This window comes from Rhizobium sp. SRDI943 (assembly GCF_057653695.1).
In genome coordinates this window covers 2,059,983-2,082,108 of sequence record NZ_CM172787.1, presented here as the reverse complement: position 1 = coordinate 2,082,108, position 22,126 = coordinate 2,059,983, and the positions used below count along the sequence as shown (strand labels likewise).

Annotated in this window: 22 protein-coding genes; 11 read left to right on the top strand and 11 right to left on the bottom strand. The window is 61.2% G+C overall.

The window, feature by feature from the left end; all coding sequences use genetic code 11:
- Positions 1-247: 247 nt before the first annotated feature.
- From pip to AC245Y_RS10850, 3 genes are all read right to left on the bottom strand, one after another.
- Positions 248-1,222: a prolyl aminopeptidase gene (gene pip / locus AC245Y_RS10860; RefSeq protein WP_017994144.1), complete on the bottom strand. Its 975-nt coding sequence runs from the start codon at positions 1,220-1,222 to the stop codon at positions 248-250.
- A 378-nt stretch (positions 1,223-1,600) separates the two neighbouring features.
- The gene (locus AC245Y_RS10855; protein WP_017994143.1) at positions 1,601-2,212 is read right to left on the bottom strand and encodes a PilZ domain-containing protein; all 612 of its coding nucleotides are present in this window, start codon (positions 2,210-2,212) and stop codon (positions 1,601-1,603) included.
- Positions 2,213-2,336: 124 nt separating this feature from the next.
- The gene (locus AC245Y_RS10850) at positions 2,337-2,984 is read right to left on the bottom strand and encodes a PAS domain-containing protein (RefSeq protein WP_017994142.1); all 648 of its coding nucleotides are present in this window, start codon (positions 2,982-2,984) and stop codon (positions 2,337-2,339) included.
- A 264-nt stretch (positions 2,985-3,248) separates the two neighbouring features.
- On the opposite strand from AC245Y_RS10850, the gene AC245Y_RS10845 reads away from it, so the two are divergent.
- Both AC245Y_RS10845 and AC245Y_RS10840 read left to right on the top strand, forming a co-directional pair.
- The gene (locus AC245Y_RS10845; RefSeq protein WP_017994141.1) at positions 3,249-4,040 is read left to right on the top strand and encodes a rhomboid family intramembrane serine protease; all 792 of its coding nucleotides are present in this window, start codon (positions 3,249-3,251) and stop codon (positions 4,038-4,040) included.
- Positions 4,041-4,133: 93 nt separating this feature from the next.
- Entirely contained in the window at positions 4,134-4,568 is a 435-nt protein-coding gene (locus tag AC245Y_RS10840; RefSeq protein ID WP_011652090.1) for a CBS domain-containing protein, read from the top strand.
- A 69-nt stretch (positions 4,569-4,637) separates the two neighbouring features.
- Here the strand turns inward: AC245Y_RS10840 and AC245Y_RS10835 are convergent, their stop codons facing one another.
- From AC245Y_RS10835 to folE, 3 genes are all read right to left on the bottom strand, one after another.
- Positions 4,638-5,600 carry a patatin-like phospholipase family protein gene (locus tag AC245Y_RS10835; protein ID WP_012757553.1) on the bottom strand — a complete coding sequence of 321 codons (963 nt, stop codon included), beginning with the start codon at positions 5,598-5,600 and terminating at the stop codon, positions 4,638-4,640.
- A gap of 111 nt (positions 5,601-5,711) precedes the next feature.
- The gene (hisI, locus tag AC245Y_RS10830) at positions 5,712-6,164 is read right to left on the bottom strand and encodes a phosphoribosyl-AMP cyclohydrolase (protein WP_012757552.1); all 453 of its coding nucleotides are present in this window, start codon (positions 6,162-6,164) and stop codon (positions 5,712-5,714) included.
- A gap of 25 nt (positions 6,165-6,189) precedes the next feature.
- Positions 6,190-6,804 (bottom strand): GTP cyclohydrolase I FolE, encoded by a 615-nt coding sequence (folE, locus tag AC245Y_RS10825; RefSeq protein ID WP_012757551.1) that lies wholly within the window; start codon positions 6,802-6,804, stop codon positions 6,190-6,192.
- Between the two features lie 306 nt (positions 6,805-7,110).
- Between folE and AC245Y_RS10820 the strand changes: the two genes are divergently transcribed.
- The 4 genes from AC245Y_RS10820 to thrS all read left to right on the top strand — a co-directional run bounded on the left by AC245Y_RS10820 (position 7,111) and on the right by thrS (position 10,607).
- A complete protein-coding gene (locus AC245Y_RS10820) occupies positions 7,111-7,557 on the top strand; it encodes an iron-sulfur cluster assembly scaffold protein (RefSeq protein ID WP_017994140.1) in 447 nt (148 codons plus the stop codon).
- A 5-nt stretch (positions 7,558-7,562) separates the two neighbouring features.
- Positions 7,563-7,967 (top strand): membrane protein insertion efficiency factor YidD, encoded by a 405-nt coding sequence (gene yidD, locus AC245Y_RS10815; RefSeq protein WP_017994139.1) that lies wholly within the window; start codon positions 7,563-7,565, stop codon positions 7,965-7,967.
- A gap of 5 nt (positions 7,968-7,972) precedes the next feature.
- On the top strand, positions 7,973-8,500 hold the full coding sequence (locus tag AC245Y_RS10810; RefSeq protein ID WP_026157358.1) for a DUF1697 domain-containing protein: 528 nt from the start codon (positions 7,973-7,975) through the stop codon (positions 8,498-8,500).
- 121 nt (positions 8,501-8,621) lie between these two features.
- The gene (gene thrS, locus AC245Y_RS10805; protein ID WP_012757546.1) at positions 8,622-10,607 is read left to right on the top strand and encodes a threonine--tRNA ligase; all 1,986 of its coding nucleotides are present in this window, start codon (positions 8,622-8,624) and stop codon (positions 10,605-10,607) included.
- A gap of 237 nt (positions 10,608-10,844) precedes the next feature.
- Here thrS and AC245Y_RS10800 read toward each other — a convergent pair whose 3' ends face one another.
- The gene (locus AC245Y_RS10800; RefSeq protein ID WP_026157357.1) at positions 10,845-11,945 is read right to left on the bottom strand and encodes a hypothetical protein; all 1,101 of its coding nucleotides are present in this window, start codon (positions 11,943-11,945) and stop codon (positions 10,845-10,847) included.
- A 113-nt stretch (positions 11,946-12,058) separates the two neighbouring features.
- Between AC245Y_RS10800 and AC245Y_RS10795 the strand changes: the two genes are divergently transcribed.
- The 3 genes from AC245Y_RS10795 to AC245Y_RS10785 all read left to right on the top strand — a co-directional run bounded on the left by AC245Y_RS10795 (position 12,059) and on the right by AC245Y_RS10785 (position 14,504).
- Entirely contained in the window at positions 12,059-12,643 is a 585-nt protein-coding gene (locus AC245Y_RS10795) for a nitroreductase family protein (RefSeq protein WP_017994136.1), read from the top strand.
- The gene (locus AC245Y_RS10790) at positions 12,643-13,254 is read left to right on the top strand and encodes a flavin reductase family protein (RefSeq protein ID WP_017994135.1); all 612 of its coding nucleotides are present in this window, start codon (positions 12,643-12,645) and stop codon (positions 13,252-13,254) included. Before AC245Y_RS10795 ends, AC245Y_RS10790 begins: the two co-directional genes overlap by 1 nt.
- A gap of 107 nt (positions 13,255-13,361) precedes the next feature.
- On the top strand, positions 13,362-14,504 hold the full coding sequence (locus AC245Y_RS10785; protein ID WP_012757542.1) for a DUF2336 domain-containing protein: 1,143 nt from the start codon (positions 13,362-13,364) through the stop codon (positions 14,502-14,504).
- Here the strand turns inward: AC245Y_RS10785 and AC245Y_RS10780 are convergent.
- Positions 14,501-14,920, bottom strand: coding sequence for a hypothetical protein (locus AC245Y_RS10780; protein ID WP_012757541.1), 420 nt, complete (start codon positions 14,918-14,920; stop codon positions 14,501-14,503). The two genes, AC245Y_RS10785 and AC245Y_RS10780, sit on opposite strands and share 4 nt — an antisense overlap.
- A gap of 128 nt (positions 14,921-15,048) precedes the next feature.
- On the opposite strand from AC245Y_RS10780, the gene AC245Y_RS10775 reads away from it, so the two are divergent.
- The gene (locus tag AC245Y_RS10775) at positions 15,049-15,507 is read left to right on the top strand and encodes a GNAT family N-acetyltransferase (RefSeq protein WP_017994134.1); all 459 of its coding nucleotides are present in this window, start codon (positions 15,049-15,051) and stop codon (positions 15,505-15,507) included.
- A gap of 19 nt (positions 15,508-15,526) precedes the next feature.
- On the opposite strand, the gene AC245Y_RS10770 is transcribed toward AC245Y_RS10775, so the two are convergent.
- Together AC245Y_RS10770 and AC245Y_RS10765 are read right to left on the bottom strand one after the other, a co-directional pair.
- Positions 15,527-16,744, bottom strand: coding sequence for an AI-2E family transporter (locus AC245Y_RS10770; protein WP_012757539.1), 1,218 nt, complete (start codon positions 16,742-16,744; stop codon positions 15,527-15,529).
- A gap of 116 nt (positions 16,745-16,860) precedes the next feature.
- Complete coding sequence (locus tag AC245Y_RS10765; RefSeq protein WP_017994133.1) at positions 16,861-17,988, bottom strand: esterase-like activity of phytase family protein; 1,128 nt, start codon at positions 17,986-17,988, stop codon at positions 16,861-16,863.
- 594 nt (positions 17,989-18,582) lie between these two features.
- Between AC245Y_RS10765 and AC245Y_RS10760 the strand changes: the two genes are divergently transcribed.
- The gene (locus tag AC245Y_RS10760; RefSeq protein WP_020486978.1) at positions 18,583-19,701 is read left to right on the top strand and encodes an acyltransferase family protein; all 1,119 of its coding nucleotides are present in this window, start codon (positions 18,583-18,585) and stop codon (positions 19,699-19,701) included.
- Between the two features lie 112 nt (positions 19,702-19,813).
- Here AC245Y_RS10760 and parE read toward each other — a convergent pair whose 3' ends face one another.
- Complete coding sequence (gene parE, locus AC245Y_RS10755) at positions 19,814-21,913, bottom strand: DNA topoisomerase IV subunit B (RefSeq protein WP_012757536.1); 2,100 nt, start codon at positions 21,911-21,913, stop codon at positions 19,814-19,816.
- Positions 21,914-22,126 lie beyond the last annotated feature (213 nt).

Sequence of the window (22,126 nt, the reverse complement as noted above, 5' to 3'; positions counted from 1 at the left end):
CGCATAAAATTCGATGCGGATTTGTCTCGAATTCGATTAAAATTGTAATCCAGGCAACAAGGCTTTCGCCCGTGAAAAGGTTGCGTTGCCGTCCTCATGTTAAGGATTTTCGTTGAGCCGGGTAAATTCCGCCGGCCGATAAGCGATCTGCGGCGGCGTGCCGCCGGTCGACGATGCCGCCGGAAACGACCAATTCGGCCGGTTCGAAAGCAGAATATCGCTCAGATCGCCGATGTAGGCGGGAAAATTATTTTTGAGGAAAATCGCGAAATCGATCGGCGGCAGTCACAATCGCCGCGCTCATATCCGGATTTGCGATGGAATGGGCAGCATGCGGAAGGATGCTGAGCTCGCTTTGCGGCCAGGCGCGGGCGAGTTCCCAAGCCGTGACGAGCGGCGCCTCGATGTCGAACCTTCCCTGCAGCAGAATACCGGGAATGCCGGTAAGCCGCGCGGCGTTCTTCAAAAGCTGGCCGTCCTCCAACCATGCGCCATTGCTGCAGTAGTGGGTGATGATGCGGGCGCGCGTCAGCAAATAGGCCAGATCGGCCCAGCGGCGCGGCCGCCCTTGGGGATCGGCGAGCAGGATTGAGGCTGCCTCCCAATCATGCCAGTCGCGCGCCGCCTTGATGCGCGTTTCCGGGTCCGGATCGTTAATGAGACGATGATAGGCGGCGACCATGTCCTCGTCCCGTCCCTGGCTGCCAGGAGGAACAGCCTGGCGGAAACGATGCCACTCTTCCGGAAAGAGCGGCGCCATGCCGCGATAGAGCCAGTCGATTTCCGAGCGCCGGGTGGTGGTCACGCCTGACAGGACGATCGCGGCGACACACTCCGGATGGGTTTCAGCATAGGCCAGCGCCAGCGTCGAACCCCAGGAATTGCCGAAAAGGAGCCAGGTATCGATGCCCAGACGGCCCCTCAGCCGCTCGATATCGGCAACGAGATGCCAGGTGGTGTTGAGGGAGAGATCGGTTTCGGGATCGGCAGCGCTCGGCAGGCTGCGGCCACAATTGCGCTGATCGAACAGAATGATTCGGTAGGCGTCGGGATCGAAATAGCGGCGCGCCGCGGTCGTACAGCCGGAACCAGGGCCGCCATGAAGCACCAGCGCCGGGCGGCCCGCCGGATTGCCGCAGGCCTCCCAATAGATCAGATTGCCGTCGCCCGTATCGAGCATGCCATGATCATAGGGTTCGATTTCGGGATAAAGAGCTGACATGGGCGCGTCTCTCGAGTTGAGGCGGGGCCTTATCCGTTATATCCGTGACGAAGGGAAGACCGGCGAGGGCGGGGCACTCCGGGACGCAACAGCACTGCACAATTTTGGGCGACCTGATTGGGTGCCGATTGGTGTCGCAGCTTGTTCCCCTCATAATAGTATCTACCGACTGAGTGGACCGACTTGCGACAGGATTTCGCGCTTGTTTTCCAAAGCCAGATTCGTTGCGGCTTGCAAAGCTCTTGCCTTGAAGTGCGGCTTGTCAACACGACCTGACCGGGTGCGCACCGGACCTGGCAATCGCGTTCGATGGAAGTCCGTCGAGAATTTGCACCCGCCACGGAATCCACGGCAGGGCAGCGCCATCTTCAGCAGTTGTTAGAGGAATTCGCGCAGCGTCTCGCGAGATTGGATCGACAGGAATTCGATTGCCACGCCTTCGACGAAATGGCGCACGACGCGACCACGCATGTTGCCGAGCCGCACCGCCGTTCCGATCGAAGGGCGCATTTCGACGTCGACGGCGGCGCCCGACAGCGAAAGGTCCATGATGCGGCAGGAATAAAGCGTGCCGTCCTCCAGCGTCAGATCGGTCTTCGTGTCGCGTGGCGTCAGACGGTCGTGGCGGCGATCCTCGGGCAGGCCGAGTTCGTGTTTATTGGCAAGCCAGGTGAGCTGGGCCGCGAGTTTCTCGCGCTTCCGGTCGGTGGCATTGATCGACATGGTGAAACCGCGGCCATCGATCGTCTGGACATACCCTTCGACGCGGCCGAGATGGTCAATATAGGCGACGACGCGTTCGTTGGCGCGCGGCCGGCCGAGGCAGGTGACGTACATATCGCCAGGCGACATGTCGATCACCGTGCATTCGAATTCCTCGTAGTTCGCAAGCATCAGCCGGCCCTGCATATTGATGGGCACGCGCTGGAATACGCCCTGTTCAGGGCGCGGCGCAGGTCGTTGCGTCTGAGCTGGCTGGAACGAGTGCATCAAGGGGCTTCTTCATGAAAATCACAGAGACCGATCTTTACCCACAATCCATTAACAGAAGGTTGTTCTGCCCCACCCCGACATAGCGGAAAACGAGTATGCAAGATGTGCCGAAACGGGACCGTCAGCGCGCCTCCACGCTCAGCAGCTGCGACACCATGCGGCGCATGACCTGCCCGAAATGGATGCTTTTGCCGGCGACGATCCTGTTGATGGGGCGCCGCAGTTCGGCCGGTGCTGCCTTGTCGAATTTTCCGGGCAGCAGACGGCTGCGGTCGAGCGCCAGGAATTCGAGCGGTACGATCTCCAGCCAGCTCGCGGCCGCTGCCGGCGCGATCGCGCCGAGCAGCCGGTCGCAGGCGCCGTCCGGCGAACGCAGCGGCATCATGATAATCTCGAAGGATGCCTGATGACCGACAGTGCTGTAGCCGGTGGCGTTGAACAGGGCCGGCATGGCATGGTCCATGACACCCATCGCCGTGCGTTCGATGTCCGCGAGCTGACCATTTGCCCAGAGAGACGAAAAACGTTCGCCGCGCAGATCACGCCCGAAGAGATCACAGATGCGGGTGCCGGCGAGTCGGAAGCCGATATCTCCACCCTTGCGCGTCTCCAGAATAAAGAGACTTTGGAGAAGATGGGGGACGGCGGAGGGTTCGACCTGTGATTTCAGCGGCGCATCGGCAGCGCCGCGGATACGGTTCCAGTAGTCAAAAATTTCGATGGTCGTTTGTAGCCGCATTTCACACCAACCTGTTCCATTCCGGAGCATTTTTGGGCAGTCATTGCCCGTACAGGCTCTACCTTGCGGATTTCATGCCAAATCACGGCGGTTAAGGTTAAGAGATGGTTTCGGTTGAGATGCGATGCCCGTCATGACAATGTCCCGCCATCGCTTCGACTTTCGAAGTTCAGCACAACCTGCCCGGGCCGAGGTCTTTTCCTGGAGCTCCCGGTATGCCGTCCGGCACTTCGGACGGCTTTTTTTTTGACAGTCGCTCCTGTATGGCTGTGGCCTCAACGAGGCGAAACACAGATGAATGAGCAGACGGCCGAGCCGCATAAGGCGCCCGAACCTCCCGAGGTCCAGCCGCCGGCACGGCCACCGCGCGAACCGGTCTTCAACCTTCCGCCAGCGCTGTTCTTCAGCCTTTGCCTGCTTGGTATCATCTATGCGGTGCAGGAGCTCCTGCTCTCCGACGATGCGCTGAACTGGCTGTTCTTCACCTTCGGCTTCGTTCCCGCCCGCTATGTGATTCCGCTGTCGCAGCAGGGGCCGGAGCTGTTCTGGACACCCGTCACCTATTCGCTGCTGCACGGCAGCGTCCAGCATATCCTCTTTAACGCCTTCTGGCTGATGGCCTTCGGCGCGCCGGTCGTGCGCCGCATCGGGACGCTGCGTTTCGCGCTCTTCTGGCTTTTTTCCGCCGTCGCGTCCGCCGCCCTGCACGCGGTCCTGAACTGGGGGGACGTGTCATTGCTGATCGGCGCGTCGGGCGTCATCTCCGGGCTGATGGGCGCCGCCTGCCGATTCGCCTTTCCGGCCGAACGGCGACCGATGGCGCCTGCGCATCTCAATCCCCGGCTTTCCATCGTCGAGGCGCTGAAGAGCCGCACCGTAATCATCTTCATGCTGCTCTGGCTGGTCGGCAACGCGCTGATCGCTGTCGGCATCCCGCTCGTCGGCGACAGCGACCAGGCGATTGCCTGGGATGCGCATATCGGCGGATTTGTCTTCGGCTTCTTGCTGTTTTCGTTGTTCGACCGGGCGCCGCGCCCGCCGGTGATGGAACCTGACGGAACCGAGAAGGATATATTGCAATCCTGAGCCGAGCAGTGCACGATCGACCTATATCCGTGCCGGGGGGAGAAACCGCCGCGGATGCCTGTGACAAGTGTTTCACGGACATAGGAGGTTCGAATGACCAGTTCAGTCAAAGCAATCCTCGACCTGAAGGGCAGGGACGTCGTCACCGCCGGGCCGAACACCACCGTCGCCGAGGCGGCGGCCATCCTCAGTAAGAAGAAGATCGGCGCCATCGTCGTCGTCGGCATGGAGAACCGGATTTCGGGGATGTTCACCGAGCGCGATCTCGTGCATGCGATCGCCAAACACGGCAAGGAAGGCCTCGACCACTCGCTGGCCCAGGTCATGACCGCGAAGGTCTATCGCTGCCATGAGGAAACGACCGTCAACGAGTTGATGGAGCTGATGACCAGCCGTCGTTTCCGTCACGTGCCGGTGGAAAGCAACGGCAAGCTTGCCGGCATCATCTCGATCGGCGACGTGGTGAAATCGCGTATCGCTGAAGTCGAGCGTGAGGCCGAGGAAATCAAGGCCTATATCGCCGGCTGAGGTTTTCGCCGGCCGTGCTTGAGCGATGTCGTTGCCGCAAAAGCGCTGCAGGCTTTTGGACGACGTGCATCAGGGGTTGCTTGCGTAGACTTCCTGCATGCGCTTGATCTCGGGGAGCCGGGCTCTGGCTTCCTCGTAGCCGCGTTCGATCGCCTCGCCAGCCCGGTGGAATTCGGAAAGGCCGATATAGCTGAGCCGCGGCTGCAGCGAAATATCCGGTGGGTCGCCGGCAAGGCGGGCGCGGGCGATCCTGTCCTGGATAATGTTGAAGGCCTGCACCATGACGCCGGTCATGCCGAGGCGCGCATAGGGCGCCTCTTCCTGCTTCTGCACTTCCTGCGGCGACAGGCTGGCATTGTGCCGGACGACGGCCGAGCGGCCGTAGAGATCGTAGTTGAGATTGACGGCGACGACGAGCGGCTGCTCGTAGGCGCGGCAGACGGAGACGGGGACGGGATTGACCAGCGCCCCGTCGACCAGCGTGCGGTGATTGCTGCGCACCGGCTCGAAAATGCCGGGCAGGGCATAGGAGGCGCGCAGCGCCGTAATCAGCGAACCATTGGCAATCCAGACTTCATGACCGGTATTGACCTCGGCCGCGACCGCCACGAACGGCCGGTCGAGATCCTCGACGTTCAGGCCCTCGAGATGTTCCTGCATGCGCTTGGTCAGCCGCATGCCGCCGAACAGGCCGCTGCCGCCGATCGTCAGGTCGAGCAGACTTGCGATGCGGCGCATCGTCAGCGAGCGCGCGAAACTTTCGAGTTCATCGAGTTTGCCGGCGAGATAGCAGCCGCCGACCAGAGCGCCGATCGAGGTGCCGGCAATCATGCCGATCTCGACCTTTGCCTCGTCGAGGGCGCGCAGCACGCCGATATGAGCCCAGCCGCGGGCAGCGCCGCCGCCGAGAGCCAGAGCGATCTTGATTTTCTTGAGGGGCGAGGGAGGCGGGATCGTCTCGAGCGTAGTCGACATGCCGGAACCGGCACCTTCGCCTTCAGAGCTTTGACGATGCAAACTCCAGCTCAGCATGGCGTTCTCCCCTCCCAACACTTGGTTCCGATAGTCTGCCCGATCAGTTTCCAAATGGTATATAGAGACGGTTTCTGGCGCAATAAGGGGCAAATGCCCGGGAGGTACAGCCTATTTTCCGTAAACGTCCGCGGGATCGAATTGGCGCTCGTCGTCAACGATATCGAGCATCGGCTTTCCATCTCGGAGCGTGATCGTCCGGTAGAAGCAGGAGCGGCGGCCGGTGTGACAGGTGGCGTCGTGGCCGGCGACCTCGACCTTCAGCCAGATGGCGTCCTGATCGCAATCGGTGCGGATTTCCTTCACCGTCTGGAGATTGCCCGAGGTCTCGCCCTTCTTCCAGAGCTTGCCGCGCGAACGGCTGAAATAATGCGCCGTGCCGGTCTGGATGGTCAGCGCCAGCGCTTGGGCATTCATGTGCGCCACCATCAGCAACTCGCCGTCGCCGGCGTCGGTCACGATCGCGGTGATCAGGCCGCGGTCGTCGAAACGCGGCGTGAAATCGCCGGCGTCTTCCAACGCCGACTTGTCCTCGGATGGTTGATTGAAGATCAGTTGACTCATCGCGGCCCTCCTGAGGGAGCCGGTATCAGCGGCTCCGCACCATGGTCATGAAACGGGCCTGATCGGCCGGCTCGGTCTTGAACGTTCCCGTAAAGGTGGTCGTCAACGTGGTCGAGCCCTGCTTCTGAACGCCGCGCATCGCCATGCACATGTGTTCGGCCTCGATCAACACGGCGACACCGCGCGGATTCAGCGTATCGTCGATTGCCCGGGCGATCTGGGCGGTCATCGTTTCCTGCGTCTGCAGGCGACGGCCATAGATCTCGACGACACGGGCAATCTTCGACAGGCCGAGCACACGCCCGTCCGGCATGTAGGCAACGTGGGCCTTGCCGATGATCGGCACCATGTGGTGTTCGCAATGCGAGTAAAACGGAATGTCCTTGACGAGGACCATGTCGTCGTAACCGGCAACCTCCTCGAAGGTGCGGCCGAGCACGTCTTCCGCCGCCATGTCGTAACCGGAAAAAAGCTCGCGGTACGATTTGACGACGCGGGCCGGCGTTTCGAGCAGACCTTCACGCGCCGGGTTGTCACCGGCCCAGCGCAGCAGGACGCGAACGGCTTCCTCCGCCTCCTGCTGGGAGGGGCGATCCGAGTCGCGGTTCGTCTGCGGAAAATTCTTTACGATGGCGTCCATGAACAATGGTCTCCTGGTCCGCACCGCGGACCCATCTGTCGGAATCGCCACTGGTCAATCCCATGCGGGAATTCATGCACCTTTGGCAGGCTCCGGGGCTTTCAGGGCAGTTCAGCCCGTCCGGCACGGTTTCCCAATCAAACTTACACGAGGCCATTGCATTTTAATGGCCTTCGAACGACATACATATAGGAAGACGGCCATCGTATGTAAGTATCCTCACACGACACGGTGTGTTTTTTGTTTTGATGACAATAACGCCCCCACAGAGGCCGATCCGCAGTGATTTTGGAGCGGAAATCCAGCATGGACGATATCTACAACAGCAAAATCCTCGAATTCGCCGGCAATATTCCATTGACCGGCGCGCTTGATGATGCCGATGCAAGCGCCCAGGCCTATTCCAAGCTCTGCGGCTCAAAGGTGCGGATCTGGCTGAAGATGGATGGCGACACCGTGACCGGCTTTGCCCATGACGTAAAGGCCTGCGCGCTCGGCCAGGCCTCGTCTTCGATCATGGCCCGCCATGTCGTCGGTGCCACATCGGACGAATTGCGCCAGGCCCGCCAGGACATGCTCGCCATGTTGAAGGCGGACGGGGCGGGGCCCCATGGACGATTCGAAGACATGCGCTATCTGCTGCCGGTGCGGGACTACAAGGCCCGCCATGCCTCGACGATGCTGACCTTCGATGCGGTTGTCGATGCGATCGGGCAGATCGAGGCAAAACGGGCGGAAATTGTCGAGGCGTAACTGACATGTGCGAGTTCTGCGCTCGGCAGGCTGACGATGAGGACGACGGCGGTGCCGCCGGTTCAGCAAAGCCGCGTGAAAAGGCGGCACTCACTTCCCGCAATTATACCGGCCCGTTCCGCAAGTCTCCCGACCGCCTGCTCGGCATGGGGCTGATCCGCCTCTACCAGCTGACGCTTTCCGGCTTTGTCGGCAATTCCTGCCGGCATATCCCGACTTGCTCCGAATATGGCTACGAGTCGATCGCCCGCCATGGCCTCTGGGCCGGCGGCTGGATGACACTGTTTCGCGTCGGCCGCTGCGGCCCCGGCGGCACCAGCGGCCTCGACCAGGTGCCGGAGATGCTCGGCGACAGCTTCCGCTGGTGGACCCCTTGGCGCTATCTCGCCCTCGGACGCAAGAGAGGGTGACCGCCATGAGCACCTTCATAGCCCTTCTGCACAGCATTGTCCTGACGCCCGACCGCCGCGTCATCATGCAGGATTTGCGCGCCCTTGCCGAAGAGCTCGGTTATCGCGAGCCGCGCACGCTGGTTTCCACAGGCAATCTCGTCTTCGAGGCCGACGAAATGCGGCCGCACGAACTCGAGGTCACGTTGGAAGAGGCCTTTGAAGAAAAATTCGGCAAACATGTCGACATTATCGTGCGTAGCGACTGCACTTGGATGGCGCTTTGCAGCACCAACCCCTTCAAGGACGGCAATGGCGACCAGGTGATCGTCCGGGTGATGCGCCTGCCGGTCGACCCGAAGAAGGTGGAGGCGCTGAAACCGCTGATGACGGAGGGGCAGCGCATCGCCGTCGTCGGCGGCGATCTCTGGATCGATTTCGGAGGCAAGCCGAGCCAATCCAAGCTGCTTTCGGCCCTGACGACGAAGCGGATCGGCGTCGGTACGATGCGCAACTGGAACACCGTGTGCGGCCTTGCCGAAATGATCATGTAGCCCGGCTTCGTCTTTACTCACACAGCAAATCTGAGTATCAGGCGGCAGCGCATCCAAGGACGGAGGCGCTGTCGTTGCAACCACCCGCATTCGTTGGCGGGACTGGACAAGGAGAATTTCGATGTCCCAAGCTATTTCCCTGACATTTCCCGATGGTTCCGTGCGCGGCTATGATGCCGGCGCAACCGGCCGGGATGTCGCCGAATCCATTTCCAAGTCGCTGGCCAAGAAGGCGGTCGCCGTTGCGATCGACGGCACCGTGCGCGACCTTTCCGATCCCGTGACGACCGGCAGGATCGAGATCATCACCCGCAATGACGACCGCGCGCTCGAACTCATCCGCCATGACGCGGCGCATGTCATGGCCGAAGCGGTGCAGGAGATCTGGCCCGGCACCCAGGTGACGATCGGCCCGGTCATCGAAAACGGCTTCTATTACGACTTTGCCAAGAACGAGCCCTTCACACTCGACGATCTGCCGAAGATCGAAAAGAAGATGAAGGAGATCATCGCCCGCAACGCCGCCTTCACCAAGCAGGTCTGGTCGCGCGAGAAGGCGAAACAGGTCTTCGCCGACAAGGGCGAGCAGTACAAGGTCGAACTCGTCGATGCGATCCCGGAAGGGCAAGATCTCAAGATCTATTACCAGGGCGACTGGTTCGACCTCTGCCGCGGCCCGCACATGGCCTCGACCGGCCAGATCGGCAGCGCCTTCAAGCTCTTGAAGGTGGCTGGCGCCTATTGGCGCGGCGACAGCAACAATCCGATGCTGAGCCGCATCTACGGCACGGCCTTCGCCGAGCAGTCGGAACTCGACAACTACCTGCATATGCTTGCCGAAGCCGAAAAGCGCGATCATCGCCGGCTCGGCCGCGAGATGGATCTCTTCCATTTCCAGGAAGAGGGTCCCGGCGTCGTCTTCTGGCACGGCAAGGGCTGGCGCGTCTTTCAGACGCTGGTTGCCTATATGCGCCGCCGGCTGGCCGGCGACTATCAGGAAGTCAATGCGCCACAGGTGCTCGACAAGTCGCTGTGGGAGACCTCCGGCCACTGGGGCTGGTATCGCGACAACATGTTCAAGGTAACGGTTGCCGGCGACGACACCGACGATGATCGCGTCTTTGCGCTGAAGCCGATGAACTGCCCCGGCCATATCCAGATCTTCAAGCACGGGCTGAAATCCTACCGCGAACTGCCGATCCGGCTGGCCGAATTCGGCAATGTCCACCGTTACGAGCCGTCGGGCGCGCTGCACGGGTTGATGCGCGTGCGCGGCTTCACGCAGGACGATGCGCATATCTTCTGCACGGACGAGCAGATGGCCGCCGAATGCCTGAAGATCAACGACCTGATTCTTTCGGTCTATAAGGATTTCGGCTTCGACGAAGTCACCATCAAGCTCTCGACAAGGCCGGACAAGCGCGTCGGCTCGGACGATCTCTGGGACCGCGCCGAAAGCGTGATGATGGGCGTGCTGGAGACGATCCAGCAGCAGTCGAACAACATCAAGACCGGCATCCTGCCGGGCGAGGGCGCCTTCTACGGTCCGAAGTTCGAATATACGCTGAAGGATGCGATCGGCCGAGAATGGCAGTGCGGCACGACGCAGGTCGACTTCAACCTGCCGGAACGCTTCGGCGCCTTCTACATCGACAGCAACTCCGAAAAGACGCAGCCGGTGATGATCCACCGCGCCATCTGCGGCTCGATGGAGCGCTTCCTCGGCATCCTGATCGAGAACTTTGCCGGCCATATGCCACTCTGGGTATCGCCGCTGCAGGTGGTGGTCGCAACGATCACCTCGGAAGCCGACGCCTACGGGCTTGAAGTGGCCGAGGCGCTGCGCGAGGCCGGTCTCAACGTCGAAACCGATTTCCGCAACGAGAAGATCAACTACAAGGTCCGCGAGCATTCGGTCACGAAGGTTCCTGTCATCATCGTCTGCGGCAGGAAGGAAGCCGAGGAGCGCACGGTCAACATCCGCCGCCTCGGCAGCCAGGACCAGGTTTCGATGGGGCTCGACGCCGCCGTCGAGAGCCTTGCCCTCGAAGCGACACCGCCTGACATCCGTCGGAAGGCCGAAGCAAAAAAAGCCAAGGCGGCCTGAAAACGGCCGGGAACCGACAGCGCCTGGCTTCGGCGCTGTCGGAAGCTGATCTCTGGCCATAATGTTTATCGGAACGTGTCACCCCAAGACCGGGGTGCGTTTCAGAAAAATACTCTATGCCAATGATGGAATCCGCGCCTGAGCACTGCTGAGCTGCACGGCCGGGGGGCTTCTGGCCGCGATCCGTCTTCTCAGTGGCGCCGACGTCGGCTCGAGCCGAAACCGCTCACGGAAAAATCAATCGAGGCTGGTGTCGTCGCCGCCCTGCGGCACGAGCTGTTCGTAGGAGGGCAGCGGTGCCACCGGAGCTGGCTGGACACCCGGCGGCGGCGGTGTGCCGACCGGCACCTGCTGTACCGTGCGGGCCGCGTCGCTCACGGGCGGCTGCGGCTGCTGGTCCTTCATCAGAACCTCGACATCGGTGTTCCTGCCGGCGACGACAGTGAAATCGCGCTGGTAGATCTTGTCCTTGTTACGGGCGACGGCGGAATATCCGCCTTCGGCGAGAACCATGGTGGGGAAGGCGCTGACACTTTCGCCGACGCTGTCGCCGGCCGCCGTCAGGATCGACCACGCGGTATCGGCGATCGCCTCGCCGCCGGCATCGGAGACCAGCTTGAAGGTGATCTGCGCGGCGCGATGTTGGATCGTCGCCTCCGTCAGCTTGCCGGCCTCGACCTGGATGTCGGCGCGGATCACGGCGTTGACGCTGCCATATTCGGAAACGACGTGATAGGTGCCGGCATTGAGACGGACGACGGTATTCGGCGAGATATCGGCCATAACGAGGCCACGCTCGCCATCGTCGCGCACTTCCGAGGAATAGATCGAGAAGCTCAACTGGTCGGGGCGGATGCGGGCATCGGCGCCGGAGACGGCATTGAGCAGCAGGCCGCCGGCATCGAGCACCATCACCTGCTTGTCGACCTCGCCGTCAGCGGGCACGGTCAGTTTCTTGGTGACGCCGGCGCGGCCGAAGGAGACGTTGACGAAATAATCGCCGGGCGCGAGCTGGAAGGCGGCAGGCCCGCCCTTGGCGCTGGCGATCAGCGGCAGCTTGCCGTCGGCTCCGGCGATCGGGCTGAAGACGTACCAGGAAAGGCCCTCCTCAACCGGCGTGCCGTCCGCCGTCAGCTTGGCCTCCATCGGGACGTCGCGCAGCTTGACCCCTTCGGGCACAGTGCCGGGCGCGATGAAGGCATCGAGCTTCGGCATCTTCGGCGTCGATTCAAGCTGTTTGAATTCCTTGAAGGCATCCTGAGCGCCGGCGCCGAGGGGCATCAATACCATCAGGGCAATGGCAAGGCCGATGCGTGCAAAAGGCAAAATGCCAAACATCTGTTTCGTGAACCGATTGACTTCTGAAATCGCAAAGGTCACTTCAAGACCAACGCGATGGCAAATTCAAGACCCACCCTTTGCAGCAGCATAAAAATGAGAGCTTCTCCCGTATGAAATCCGATATCAAGCTGATCGACTACCTCGCCGTGCGCCGCTCCATCCCCGCTTTCCAGATGTGCGAACCAGGCCCCGAAAAAGCTGAGATCGAGGAGATCCTGCGTCTTGCCTCACGTGTCCCCGATCACGGCAAGATCGCGCCCTGGCGCTTCATCGTCTATCGCGGAGAGCAGCGCGTGCGTCTCGGCGAGGAGCTTCTGGCGCTGGCACTTCAGACAAAGCCAGACCTTTCCGAAGAGATGATTCAGGTCGAGCGCAGCCGTTTCACCCGTGCGCCGGTGGTCGTCGCCATCGTCAGCAAGGCGGGGCCGCATATCAAGATCCCGGAATGGGAGCAGCTGATGTCGGCCGGCGCGCTTTGCTTCAACGTCATCCTCGCTGCCAATGCCAATGGTTATGTCGCCAACTGGCTGACGGAGTGGTTTGCCTATGACGGGCGTGCTTATCCACTGCTCGGCGTCGGGACTGATGAAAAGGTGGCGGGCTTCATTCATATCGGCTCGACGACATTTCCGGCGATCGAGCGGCCGCGGCCGGAACTTGCCGATACCGTAACCTGGGTCGGCGGAGAAGACTGATGTTTTACACCACCGACAGCAACCGGCACGGGCTCGCGCATGATCCGTTCAAGGCGATCGTGTCGCCGCGCCCGATCGGCTGGATCGGCAGCAAGGGCAGGGATGGTTCGATCAATCTCGCGCCCTATTCCTTCTTCAACGCCGTTGCAGACCGGCCGAAGCTGGTGATGTTTTCTTCAACCGGACGCAAGCACAGCCAGCGCAACGCGGCCGAGACCGGCGTCTTCACCTGCAATTTCGTCAGCCGCGATCTCGCCGAGAAGATGAACCTCTCCTCGGCGGCGCTACCCTACGGCGACAGCGAATTCGACTTCGCCGGCCTGACGCCGAAGCAGGCCGAACTGATCGACGCGCCCTATGTCGACGAGGCTTTCGCGGTGCTCGAATGCAAGGTCACCGAGATCATCGAGCCGAAGACGCTGTCGGGAGAACCGTCCGAGAACGTCCTCGTCTTCGGGGAAGTGGTCGGCATCCGTATCGATGAAGCGATCGTCAGGGACGGCCGCCTCGACATGTCAATCGCCCGACCTTTGGCCCGGATGGGCTACATGGATTACAGCGAAGGCAGCGATGTTTTCGAGATGATCCGGCCGAAGCCCCAGCAAGGCTGAGCCCAACCGCCAGGCGTCCAAAGGCTTAAGAAACATGGTGAACCAATCTTAAACCTTTTGCCGCTACGGTCGCAGCATTGAATGGAGCGCGAGGGAATCGCGTTCAAGTGCTGGGGCGTCGCGTGATCGTAGAAGCTTTCCTTCGTTGGATCGAAACGGCCAAGACCGGTGACCGGGCTCGGGCCGCAAACGCCCTCGGGCGCGCCTATCTGCAGTCCGAAATGTCCGCAGACGAGCGGGCGGCGGCCGAAATGGCGATGACCTTTCTTCTCGACGATCCGTCGCCGCGCGTGCGGCTTGCGCTTGCCGAGGCGATCGCCTGGTCGCCCGATGCGCCGCGTAACCTGATTCTTTCGCTTGCCGAAGACCAGCCCGAGGTCGCCTGCCACGCGGTGACCTGCTCGCCGCTTTTGAGCGATGCCGATCTCGTCGACCTTGCCGCGCGCGGCAACGGCGCCACCCGCATGCTGATCGCCGCCAGAGCGCATGTGACGCGGCCGGTTTCCGCCGCCCTTGCGGAGGTCGGCGACGAGGAAGAACTGCTCTGCCTGCTGGAGAATGACGGCGCGGTGATCTCCAGCCTGTCGTTGAAACGCATTGCCGAACGGCTCGGCGACTGCTGCGACGTCCGCAACCTGCTTCTCGACCGCAGCGATCTTCCCGCCGATGCCCGCCAGCTGCTCACCCAGCATGTCAGCAATGCGCTGATCGGGCTGCCGCTGGCGCAGGCGGCAATCGGCCTGCAGCGGCTTCAGCGCATCAGCCGCGAGGCGACCGAGGCAGCTATCGTTTCGATCGCCGGCGACATCGCCCCGCGCGAAATACCCGATCTCGTGACGCATTTGCGCCTCAACGGCCGGCTGACGCCGTCCTTCCTGATGCATGCGCTCTGCGCCGGAAAGGTGGATTTCTTTGCCGGCGCGATTGTCGATCTGACCGCGTGCAGCGAGCGCCGCGTGCGCTCGATCCTGGCCACCGGGCGCATGCATGCCGTGCGCGCGCTCTACGAGTCCGCCGGCCTGCCGAGGGATATCAGCGTGATCTTCGTCGAGGCGACGATGCTGTGGCGCGATGCCGCCAGAAAAGCGCCGGGCAGCGTGCTCGGCAATGTCTGCGGCCGTCTTCTCGAAAGATTCCGCCATCACGATGCGCATGGCGCGATCGGCGAACTGCTCGACATGGTAGAAAAGCTGCACGTTAACGAGCAGCGACAATCGGCCCGCGTCTATGCGGCGCTTGCGGCGGCCTAATCAGCTAGCCGCGTCACCACCCAGGAATAACTGGCGGAGACGAAATGCACCGGCTTGGTGAGTGTGTCCTTGACGCTTCTGCCCGAGGGCAGGTGGGCGCGGACCTGTCCGGCGATGCCTTCAGCAAAACCGGCAATCCTTCCTGCTGGTTGGGGCGCTGCGACGGCGACCTCGGGCGCGGCGGCAGGCGCGGGCGCTGGTTTCGGCGGCTCGGCGGCGGCGATGGCTTTCGGCGCCTCGCACACCGCGATCACCGAGGGATAGTTGACATTCACATAGGTCTTCAGCCGTCGTTCGGCTTCGGCATCACAGGCGGAAACAGTTTCCCAGCGTTTATCGACCGTCGCGACATAATTGCACTGGCTGATGGAATCGTCGCAGCCGAGAATGGTCATCGCGATCAGCACCGCTTGCATATTTTGCTTCCTTAATTATTGAGCACCTCATCGTCTTAGAGGGCGCAATTCCAACCGAATGAAGGCAAGGGTATTAACTCTCCGTCATATCGGGGAAAATTTTGTTACGCGCCGGCAGAGGAGCCAACATGTCCGTCACCATCGCCCATGAGCCGCCGCGCCAGGAGGGCGTCATCCGCCTTCTCGATCTTTCCGATGCCTATGCGCAATCGCTCTATCCGGCGGAAAGCAACCATCTGGTCGACCTCTCCGTGCTGGAGAAGCCTTCGGTGAGCTTCCTCGTCGCGCGCAACGGCGATGCGATCGTCGGCTGCTGCGCTCTGGTCGAGGCCGGTGACGGCACGGCTGAGATCAAGCGCATGTTCGTCGATCCCGAGGCGAGGGGGCTGAGAATCGCCAGCGGCCTGATGAATGCGCTCGAAGCAATCGCAGGAGAAAAGGAGCTGACGGCGATCCGGCTCGAAACCTGCATCTACCAGCCCGAGGCGATCGCTCTCTACCGCAAATACGGATATCGGGAAATCGAGCCTTTCGGCAGCTATCTGCCGGATCCGCTCAGCCTGTTCATGGAAAAGCGGCTGGGTTAGCCGGTCTGCGAAGCCATGTTCAGCCTTCGGCGACGCGCGGCATGGTTTTCGGCGAACCGGGGACCGGCGGCGGGGCCTGTTCGTCGATGATGATCTGCGGCCCGGTTTCGCTCTTATCGGCGTTGCGGGCCTCGTGGATCCACTCGCGCCAGATGGCGACGATCAGCGCCATCAGCACCGGGCCGATGAAGAGGCCGAGGAAACCCATCGTCTTGACGCCGCCGACGAGGCCGAAGAAGGTCGGTAGGAAGGGCAGCTTGATCGGACCGCCGACGAGTTTCGGCCGCAAGGTCTTGTCGACGATGAAGAGCTCGACCGTCCCCCAGACGAAGAGACCGATGCCGGCGACATGCGAGCCGCTCGCCAGCAGATAGATGGAGACCAGCGTGAAGGAGAGCGGCGCACCGCCCGGTATCAGCGCCATCACACCGGTCAAAACGCCGAGCGTCACCGGCGAGGGCACGCCGGCAATCCAGTAGGCAAGGCCGAGCACGATGCCTTCTCCGATCGCGATCAGCGTCATGCCCATGACGGTGGAGCTGATCGTCGCCGGCACGACGCGGGAAATGCGCTCCCAGCGGTTGGGCAGGATGCGCTCGCCCAGCATGTCGATCTGCTTGGAAAAGGAAAAACCGTCGCGATAGACGAAGAACAGCGCGATCAGCATAAAGAGCAGGGTCAGCAGCAGATGGAAGGCGCCGCCCCCGGCCGCGAGCACGGCGCGGTATATGTTGCCGATATTGGCGCCGCTGACCGCCTGGATGACTTCGCCGAGGGCGCCGGGGCTGCCGATATATCTCGTCCAGACTTCATTGAGATAGGCACCGGCCCAAGGCAGTGCGACGATCCAGTCGGGCGTCGGGGCGCCGACGCGGTTGGCATGGATCGCCCAGGTGACCCAGGTGCGCACTTCGCCCGTCGTATAGGTGACCGCAAGCCCGATCGGGATGACCAGGAAGGTGATGATCATGATGATCGCGATGGTCGCGGCGATCGTCGTATTGCCGCCGACGCGGGCAAGAAGTTTGCGGTAGAGCGGCCAGCTGGCAAAGCCGATGACGAGGGCTGCGAGCACCGGCACGAGGAAGCCGTAGAAGAAATAGACGCCGGCAGCAACGACCAGGACCAGCAACCAGCGCGCCGCCGAAATCGAGGGAATCAGCGGCGTGCGCGTTTGCGCCGACGATCCGAGCCATCGCGGTTCATGATTGCTTTTCTGACGGTCGAACACACCCACGCGCGCCTCTTCTTTCTCTTGTACTCTGGTTATGGGCCATCAACCCGGCGGTTTCAAGGTCCGCACCATGAAAGCGTATACAAAGCGTCGCTATTCGACCCGCAGACCCGGGCGTCTTACTGCTGCGGACGGCTGACAACCTTGAAGGCATAGAATTGCGTCTTCTGGCTGGTCGAAAAATTATTGTCGGAGCCGAGAATGAGAAGATCGGTGCCGTCCTTGGCCTTGCCGAGCGACATGGCCTCGATATTGTCGGGAACGAGGCCGATCGCCCTCAAATCGAGGACCTGGCTCTTGCGGACAGGGACGACGCGCTGGTCGTTTTTGGCGAGGGACGCGATGGCGGATACATCGGTGGCATCAGTCAGATCCATCATCATGATCTCGATGCTGTTGCCGAAGCCCTGGGCATAACTCCGCTCGACGGCGAGCAGGCGGTGATCGTCGAGGGCAAGCATTTCAGACATGCCGTTGTCATTACCGCCGTCGGCCTTCGGGATCGGCGAGACGGGATAGACGTACTCGGCTTTCGGCGCGCCGGTGGCGCCGTCGTAGCGGACGATGCGCGACAGGCTGCCCGACGTCAGCGAGGGGTTCGGACCGTCCTGGTAAAGGGCCGCTTCGACACCGACGAAAACATCGCCGGAGGGCGCGACCGCGAGATCCTCGAAAGCGAGGTTGTCGCGGATGCCGGTCGATTTGTCTGCGGTCGGTGCAAAGCCCTCCGGCAGCTTGAATTCGCGGACGAAGGAACCGTCCGGCGATGCGACGCGGATGAAGGGCGCCAGCAGCGCCTTGCCGTCGCCCTCACTGCCCCAATAGATGCCATCCTTGCCAAGGCGGATCGATTCTGGATCGACGGTCCGGGCAACGAAGAGCTCGCCGTTCTTGTCTTTCAGCGTCACCTGCTTGACGACCGAAACGCGCTTAAGGCCCGACGCGTCGACATCGACGTTGAGTTCATAGAAGCGGGCCGGGCCTCTTTCCGAGCGGTCGTCGCTGATGGCGATATAATGGCCGGTGGCGACATCGAAATCGAGGCCAGAAATGCCGCCGAATTCGACGCCGTTTTCGATATGGCCTGTGGGGATGACGAATTCACCGAGATAGGAGAGCGAGATGCCAGCGGCGCAATCTCCGAAGGGGCAGGCGGTCGCGAAGGTGGCGCCGATATCTGTGGCGCTGGCGGAGACTGTGCTTGACAGAAGGGCGAGAGCGGCAGCCGCGAGAAAACGCTTGGTCATGACAAATATCCGGCAAGGGTTGAAAACGGTTCGACCGGCGCAAATGCCCTCCGAGGAAGGCGCGCCGACCGCTTCATGCGCCGGTTGTTTGACGGAGTTGTTACGGTTCTTCATCAGTTCCGTGAAATCGTGAATGCTAAAATGCGGCGCGCTACACTGTTTCCATCCGCCCCACAGGCGCATTCAGCCTTTCGACCCTAGAGTGCATTTTTAATACATTATTTCTTCTGATGAGGGTAAAAATGTAAGTTTCACTTTTCATTTATAAATTCAATTTATAATCATCTTTTGATGATCATCGGCGCTGAATTGCAACTTGGAAGATGGTGCTTGTGATCTAAAGCGAGGGCTAAGCGTGGCCGCGGACCAACGTTCGCGTCTCATTTGCTGTGTCGTCCGGGCTGAGGTTTCCGATGGCGAGTGGCAGAGGCTTGGTCGGGCGGCGCCTGTTCCGGGCGTGCCGGTGGAGGCCTTCATACAGACCGGTGAGCGGACAGCGCTCGCATATCTGACGAAGCCATTCATGGATCAGGTGAGTTCAAGATGCGTGGCGTTCCGGCTGATCAAAGACATGGGTAAGAAGGGCTCCCAATTGTGGCCGACGAGTTGACCGCTTCAGCATTCCGTAGGGCAGTGGATCCTGGTTCGGCCGATGATTCCCATCTTGCTAGCCGAGCGGTTCAAGCAAAGAACCACTTTATCTTTCTGGACGAGCTTCGGGGAATAGCTGCGTTATCGGTGGCTCTCTTACACGCCAGCCAGATTTTTGGCTTCGGTCTTTCCTACGCCTACCTGGGCGTGGATTTCTTCTTTTGCCTTAGCGGCTTCGTTATCGCAAATGGGTACGACCAAAAATTGAAGTCCGGTGTTTTGCCGAGCAGTACATTCTTCCTGAAGCGCGTGGTACGGCTTTATCCCATGATCGCGGCTGGCGTCGCCTTGGGCGTACTCGCGTCGCTATTTGCTTCCACGGCAAGTCTTTCTTTCGCCGACGTTTCAATTCTTGCGGTTGGTGCAATGCTCCTATTGCCCCTGGGGCTTCTGGTGGGGCAAGAGGCGTTCGCGATTAACAATCCGCTCTGGTCCCTCTGTTTTGAAATGGCCGCCAGCGTGACTTACGGATCCGTCGCTCGCCGAAGATTTCATTTGTGGCATGAGATAGCAGTTCTCGTATTATTGGCGGCGGCGCTTTTCCAGATTGTCGCGATCGAGGGTACTATCGGGCCAGTTGGATTTGGCAGCTGGCGGGCGTTCTTTGAAGGATTTGTCAGAGTTGGGTTTTCGTTCCTTGCCGGCGTTCTCATCTTTCGCTGGCAGATCCATCGTCGCGTCGGAGCGATACCGCCTCAAATCCCACTTTTCGTCCTGATCGGTGTTCTGTTCTTTCCGGTGACGGTCCCGAGAGAGATCTACGATTTCATCTGCATCGCTATCGTGATTCCGATCGTGGTGGCGCTAGCGGCTGCAGTCCCACTGAGTGAGGAGCGGCCATTCGCTGGATATCTCGGAAAGTTGTCTTATCCCCTCTACATGGTCCATCAGCCTGTTTTTCAACTTGGTGCTCAATTCGAACACTTTGCCGATGGCTTCATTCCACGGTTAATCACCGTGAGCGTCACCGTCCTGGCCGCTGTTGGAGTGGCACATGTTTTATCCATTTGTTTCGATGCGCCAATTCGCGCTTACCTGGGCCGCAAGTTCTCCCTGGAATAGTCAAATCGGGCACGGCGTTTTGGACAATGTAGAAAATCTATCGCAAAACGGCTCGGCGCGATGAGCCCATTTTTTGGAACAAGCTGAAGGTACTACTAGGTAGCATCATGCCCTAAATATCGAGGTTTTCAGCGAAAGCCGCGCGATCCTGGATGAAGCGGAAGCGGGCTTCCGGCTTGGTGCCCATCAGATCGTCTACGGCGGCGCGGGTGCCTTCGAAATCCACCTCGTCGATCAGCACCTTGAGCAGGGTGCGCTTGGACGGATCCATGGTGGTTTCCTTGAGCTGGGCGGGCATCATTTCGCCGAGACCTTTGAAGCGGCTGATCTCGACCTTGGCCTTGCCCTTGAACTCCGTCTGCATCAGCTCGGCGCGATGATTGTCGTCGCGGGCATAGGCGGATTTCGCCCCTTGGGTGATTTTGTAGAGCGGCGGCACGGCGAGGAAGAGATGGCCGCCGCGCACCAGCTCCGGCATCTCCTGATAGAAGAAGGTGATGAGCAGCGATGCGATATGGGCGCCGTCGACGTCGGCATCGGTCATGACGATGATGCGCTCGTAACGCAGGTCTTCGTCGCGGTATTTCGAACGCGTGCCGCAGCCGAGAGCCTGGACGAGATCGGCGAGCTGCTGGTTGGCGCCGAGTTTTTCGCGGCCGGCGCTGGCAACGTTGAGGATCTTGCCGCGCAGCGGCAGAATTGCCTGGTTGGCGCGGTTGCGCGCCTGCTTGGCCGAACCGCCTGCCGAATCGCCCTCGACGATGAAGAGTTCGGCACCCACGGCGGTGTTCTGCGAGCAGTCGGCGAGCTTGCCCGGCAGGCGCAGCTTGCGCACTGCCGTCTTGCGGTTGACTTCCTTTTCCTTGCGGCGGCGCAGGCGCTCCTCGGCGCGCTCGATCACCCAGTCGAGCAGCTTGGCAGACTCGTTCGGATTGTCGGCAAGGTAATGGTCGAAGGGATCGCGCAACGCGTTCTCGACGATGCGCTGCGCCTCGACGGTCGCAAGCCTGTCCTTGGTCTGGCCGACGAATTCCGGCTCGCGAATGAAGACCGACAGCATGCCGACGGCCGAGATCATCACGTCGTCGGTGGTGATCTGCGCGGCGCGCTTGTTCTGCGTCAGCTCGGCATAGGCCTTCAGGCCCTTGGTCAGCGCAATGCGCAGCCCCGCTTCATGTGTGCCGCCTTCGGTCGTCGGGATGGTGTTGCAATAGGAATGCACCTGCGGATCGCCGCCATACCAGGTGATCGCCCATTCCATCGAGCCGTGGCCGCTTACCTTCTCCGTCTTGCCAGCGAAAATCTCGCGGGTGACGGTGAACTCCTTGCCCATCGTCGCCTGGAGATAGTCCTTCAGGCCGCCGGGAAAGTGGAAGACGGCCTTGTCAGGGACCTCGGAGCCTTCGGGCAGCACGCCCGACTCACAGCTCCAGCGGATTTCGACGCCGCCAAACAGATAGGCTTTCGAGCGCGCCATGCGGAAGACGCGGGCGGCATCGAACTTCATGTGATCCCCAAAGATCTGGGGGTCGGGATGGAAGCGCACGCGGGTGCCGCGGCGATTGTGGACGTCACCCAGCTCTTCGAGACCGCCCTGCGGCAGTCCGCGGGAGAAGCGCTGGCGGTAGAGCTTGCGGTTTCGCGCCACCTCGACTTCGAGGTCGTCGGAAAGCGCGTTGACGACCGAAACGCCGACGCCATGCAGGCCGCCCGAGGTCTCATAGGCCTTGCCGTCGAATTTACCTCCGGCATGCAGCTTGGTCATGATGACTTCGAGCGTCGACTTGCCCGGCACCTGCGGATGGTTCTCGACCGGGATGCCTCGGCCGTTGTCGGAGACGGTCAGATAACCCTCGAGGTCGAGATAGACCTCAATGAAATTGGCGTGACCGGCGACCGCCTCGTCCATCGCATTGTCGATGACTTCGGCAAAGAGGTGGTGCAGCGCCTTTTCATCGGTACCGCCGATATACATGCCCGGGCGCATGCGCACCGGTTCGAGGCCTTCGAGGACGCGGATCGACGAGGCGCCGTAATCATCCGAGTTCGAGGCGGCGGGTGCCGGGCGCGCTGAGGCTCCGGCAGCAGGGGGCGCTGCGGCGACCGGCGCAGCCGGAGCCGGCGGCCGTTCGACCGGAGCGGCGGGCTTCTGCGCCTCCTCGCGTTTTTCAGAGAGGGGCATTCCGGAAAAAAGGTCGTTGCTATCGTCCATGGAGCCGTTCAGATCTTCATCCTGTCTTAGGTCTGGCTTGGGCGGGCATCCGCCGCCGACCCAAAATCACCGCATTTCATGCCACGTTTGCGAATCAGGCAGATTTTGCCAGAAAGCACACCTATACGCGACACCGCCGGACTTGGCGGCCTTTTCCTCAATGATTTGCGTTGCCGGGCGCAGAATGGCAAGCGGCGGCCGGCTTCAGGAACC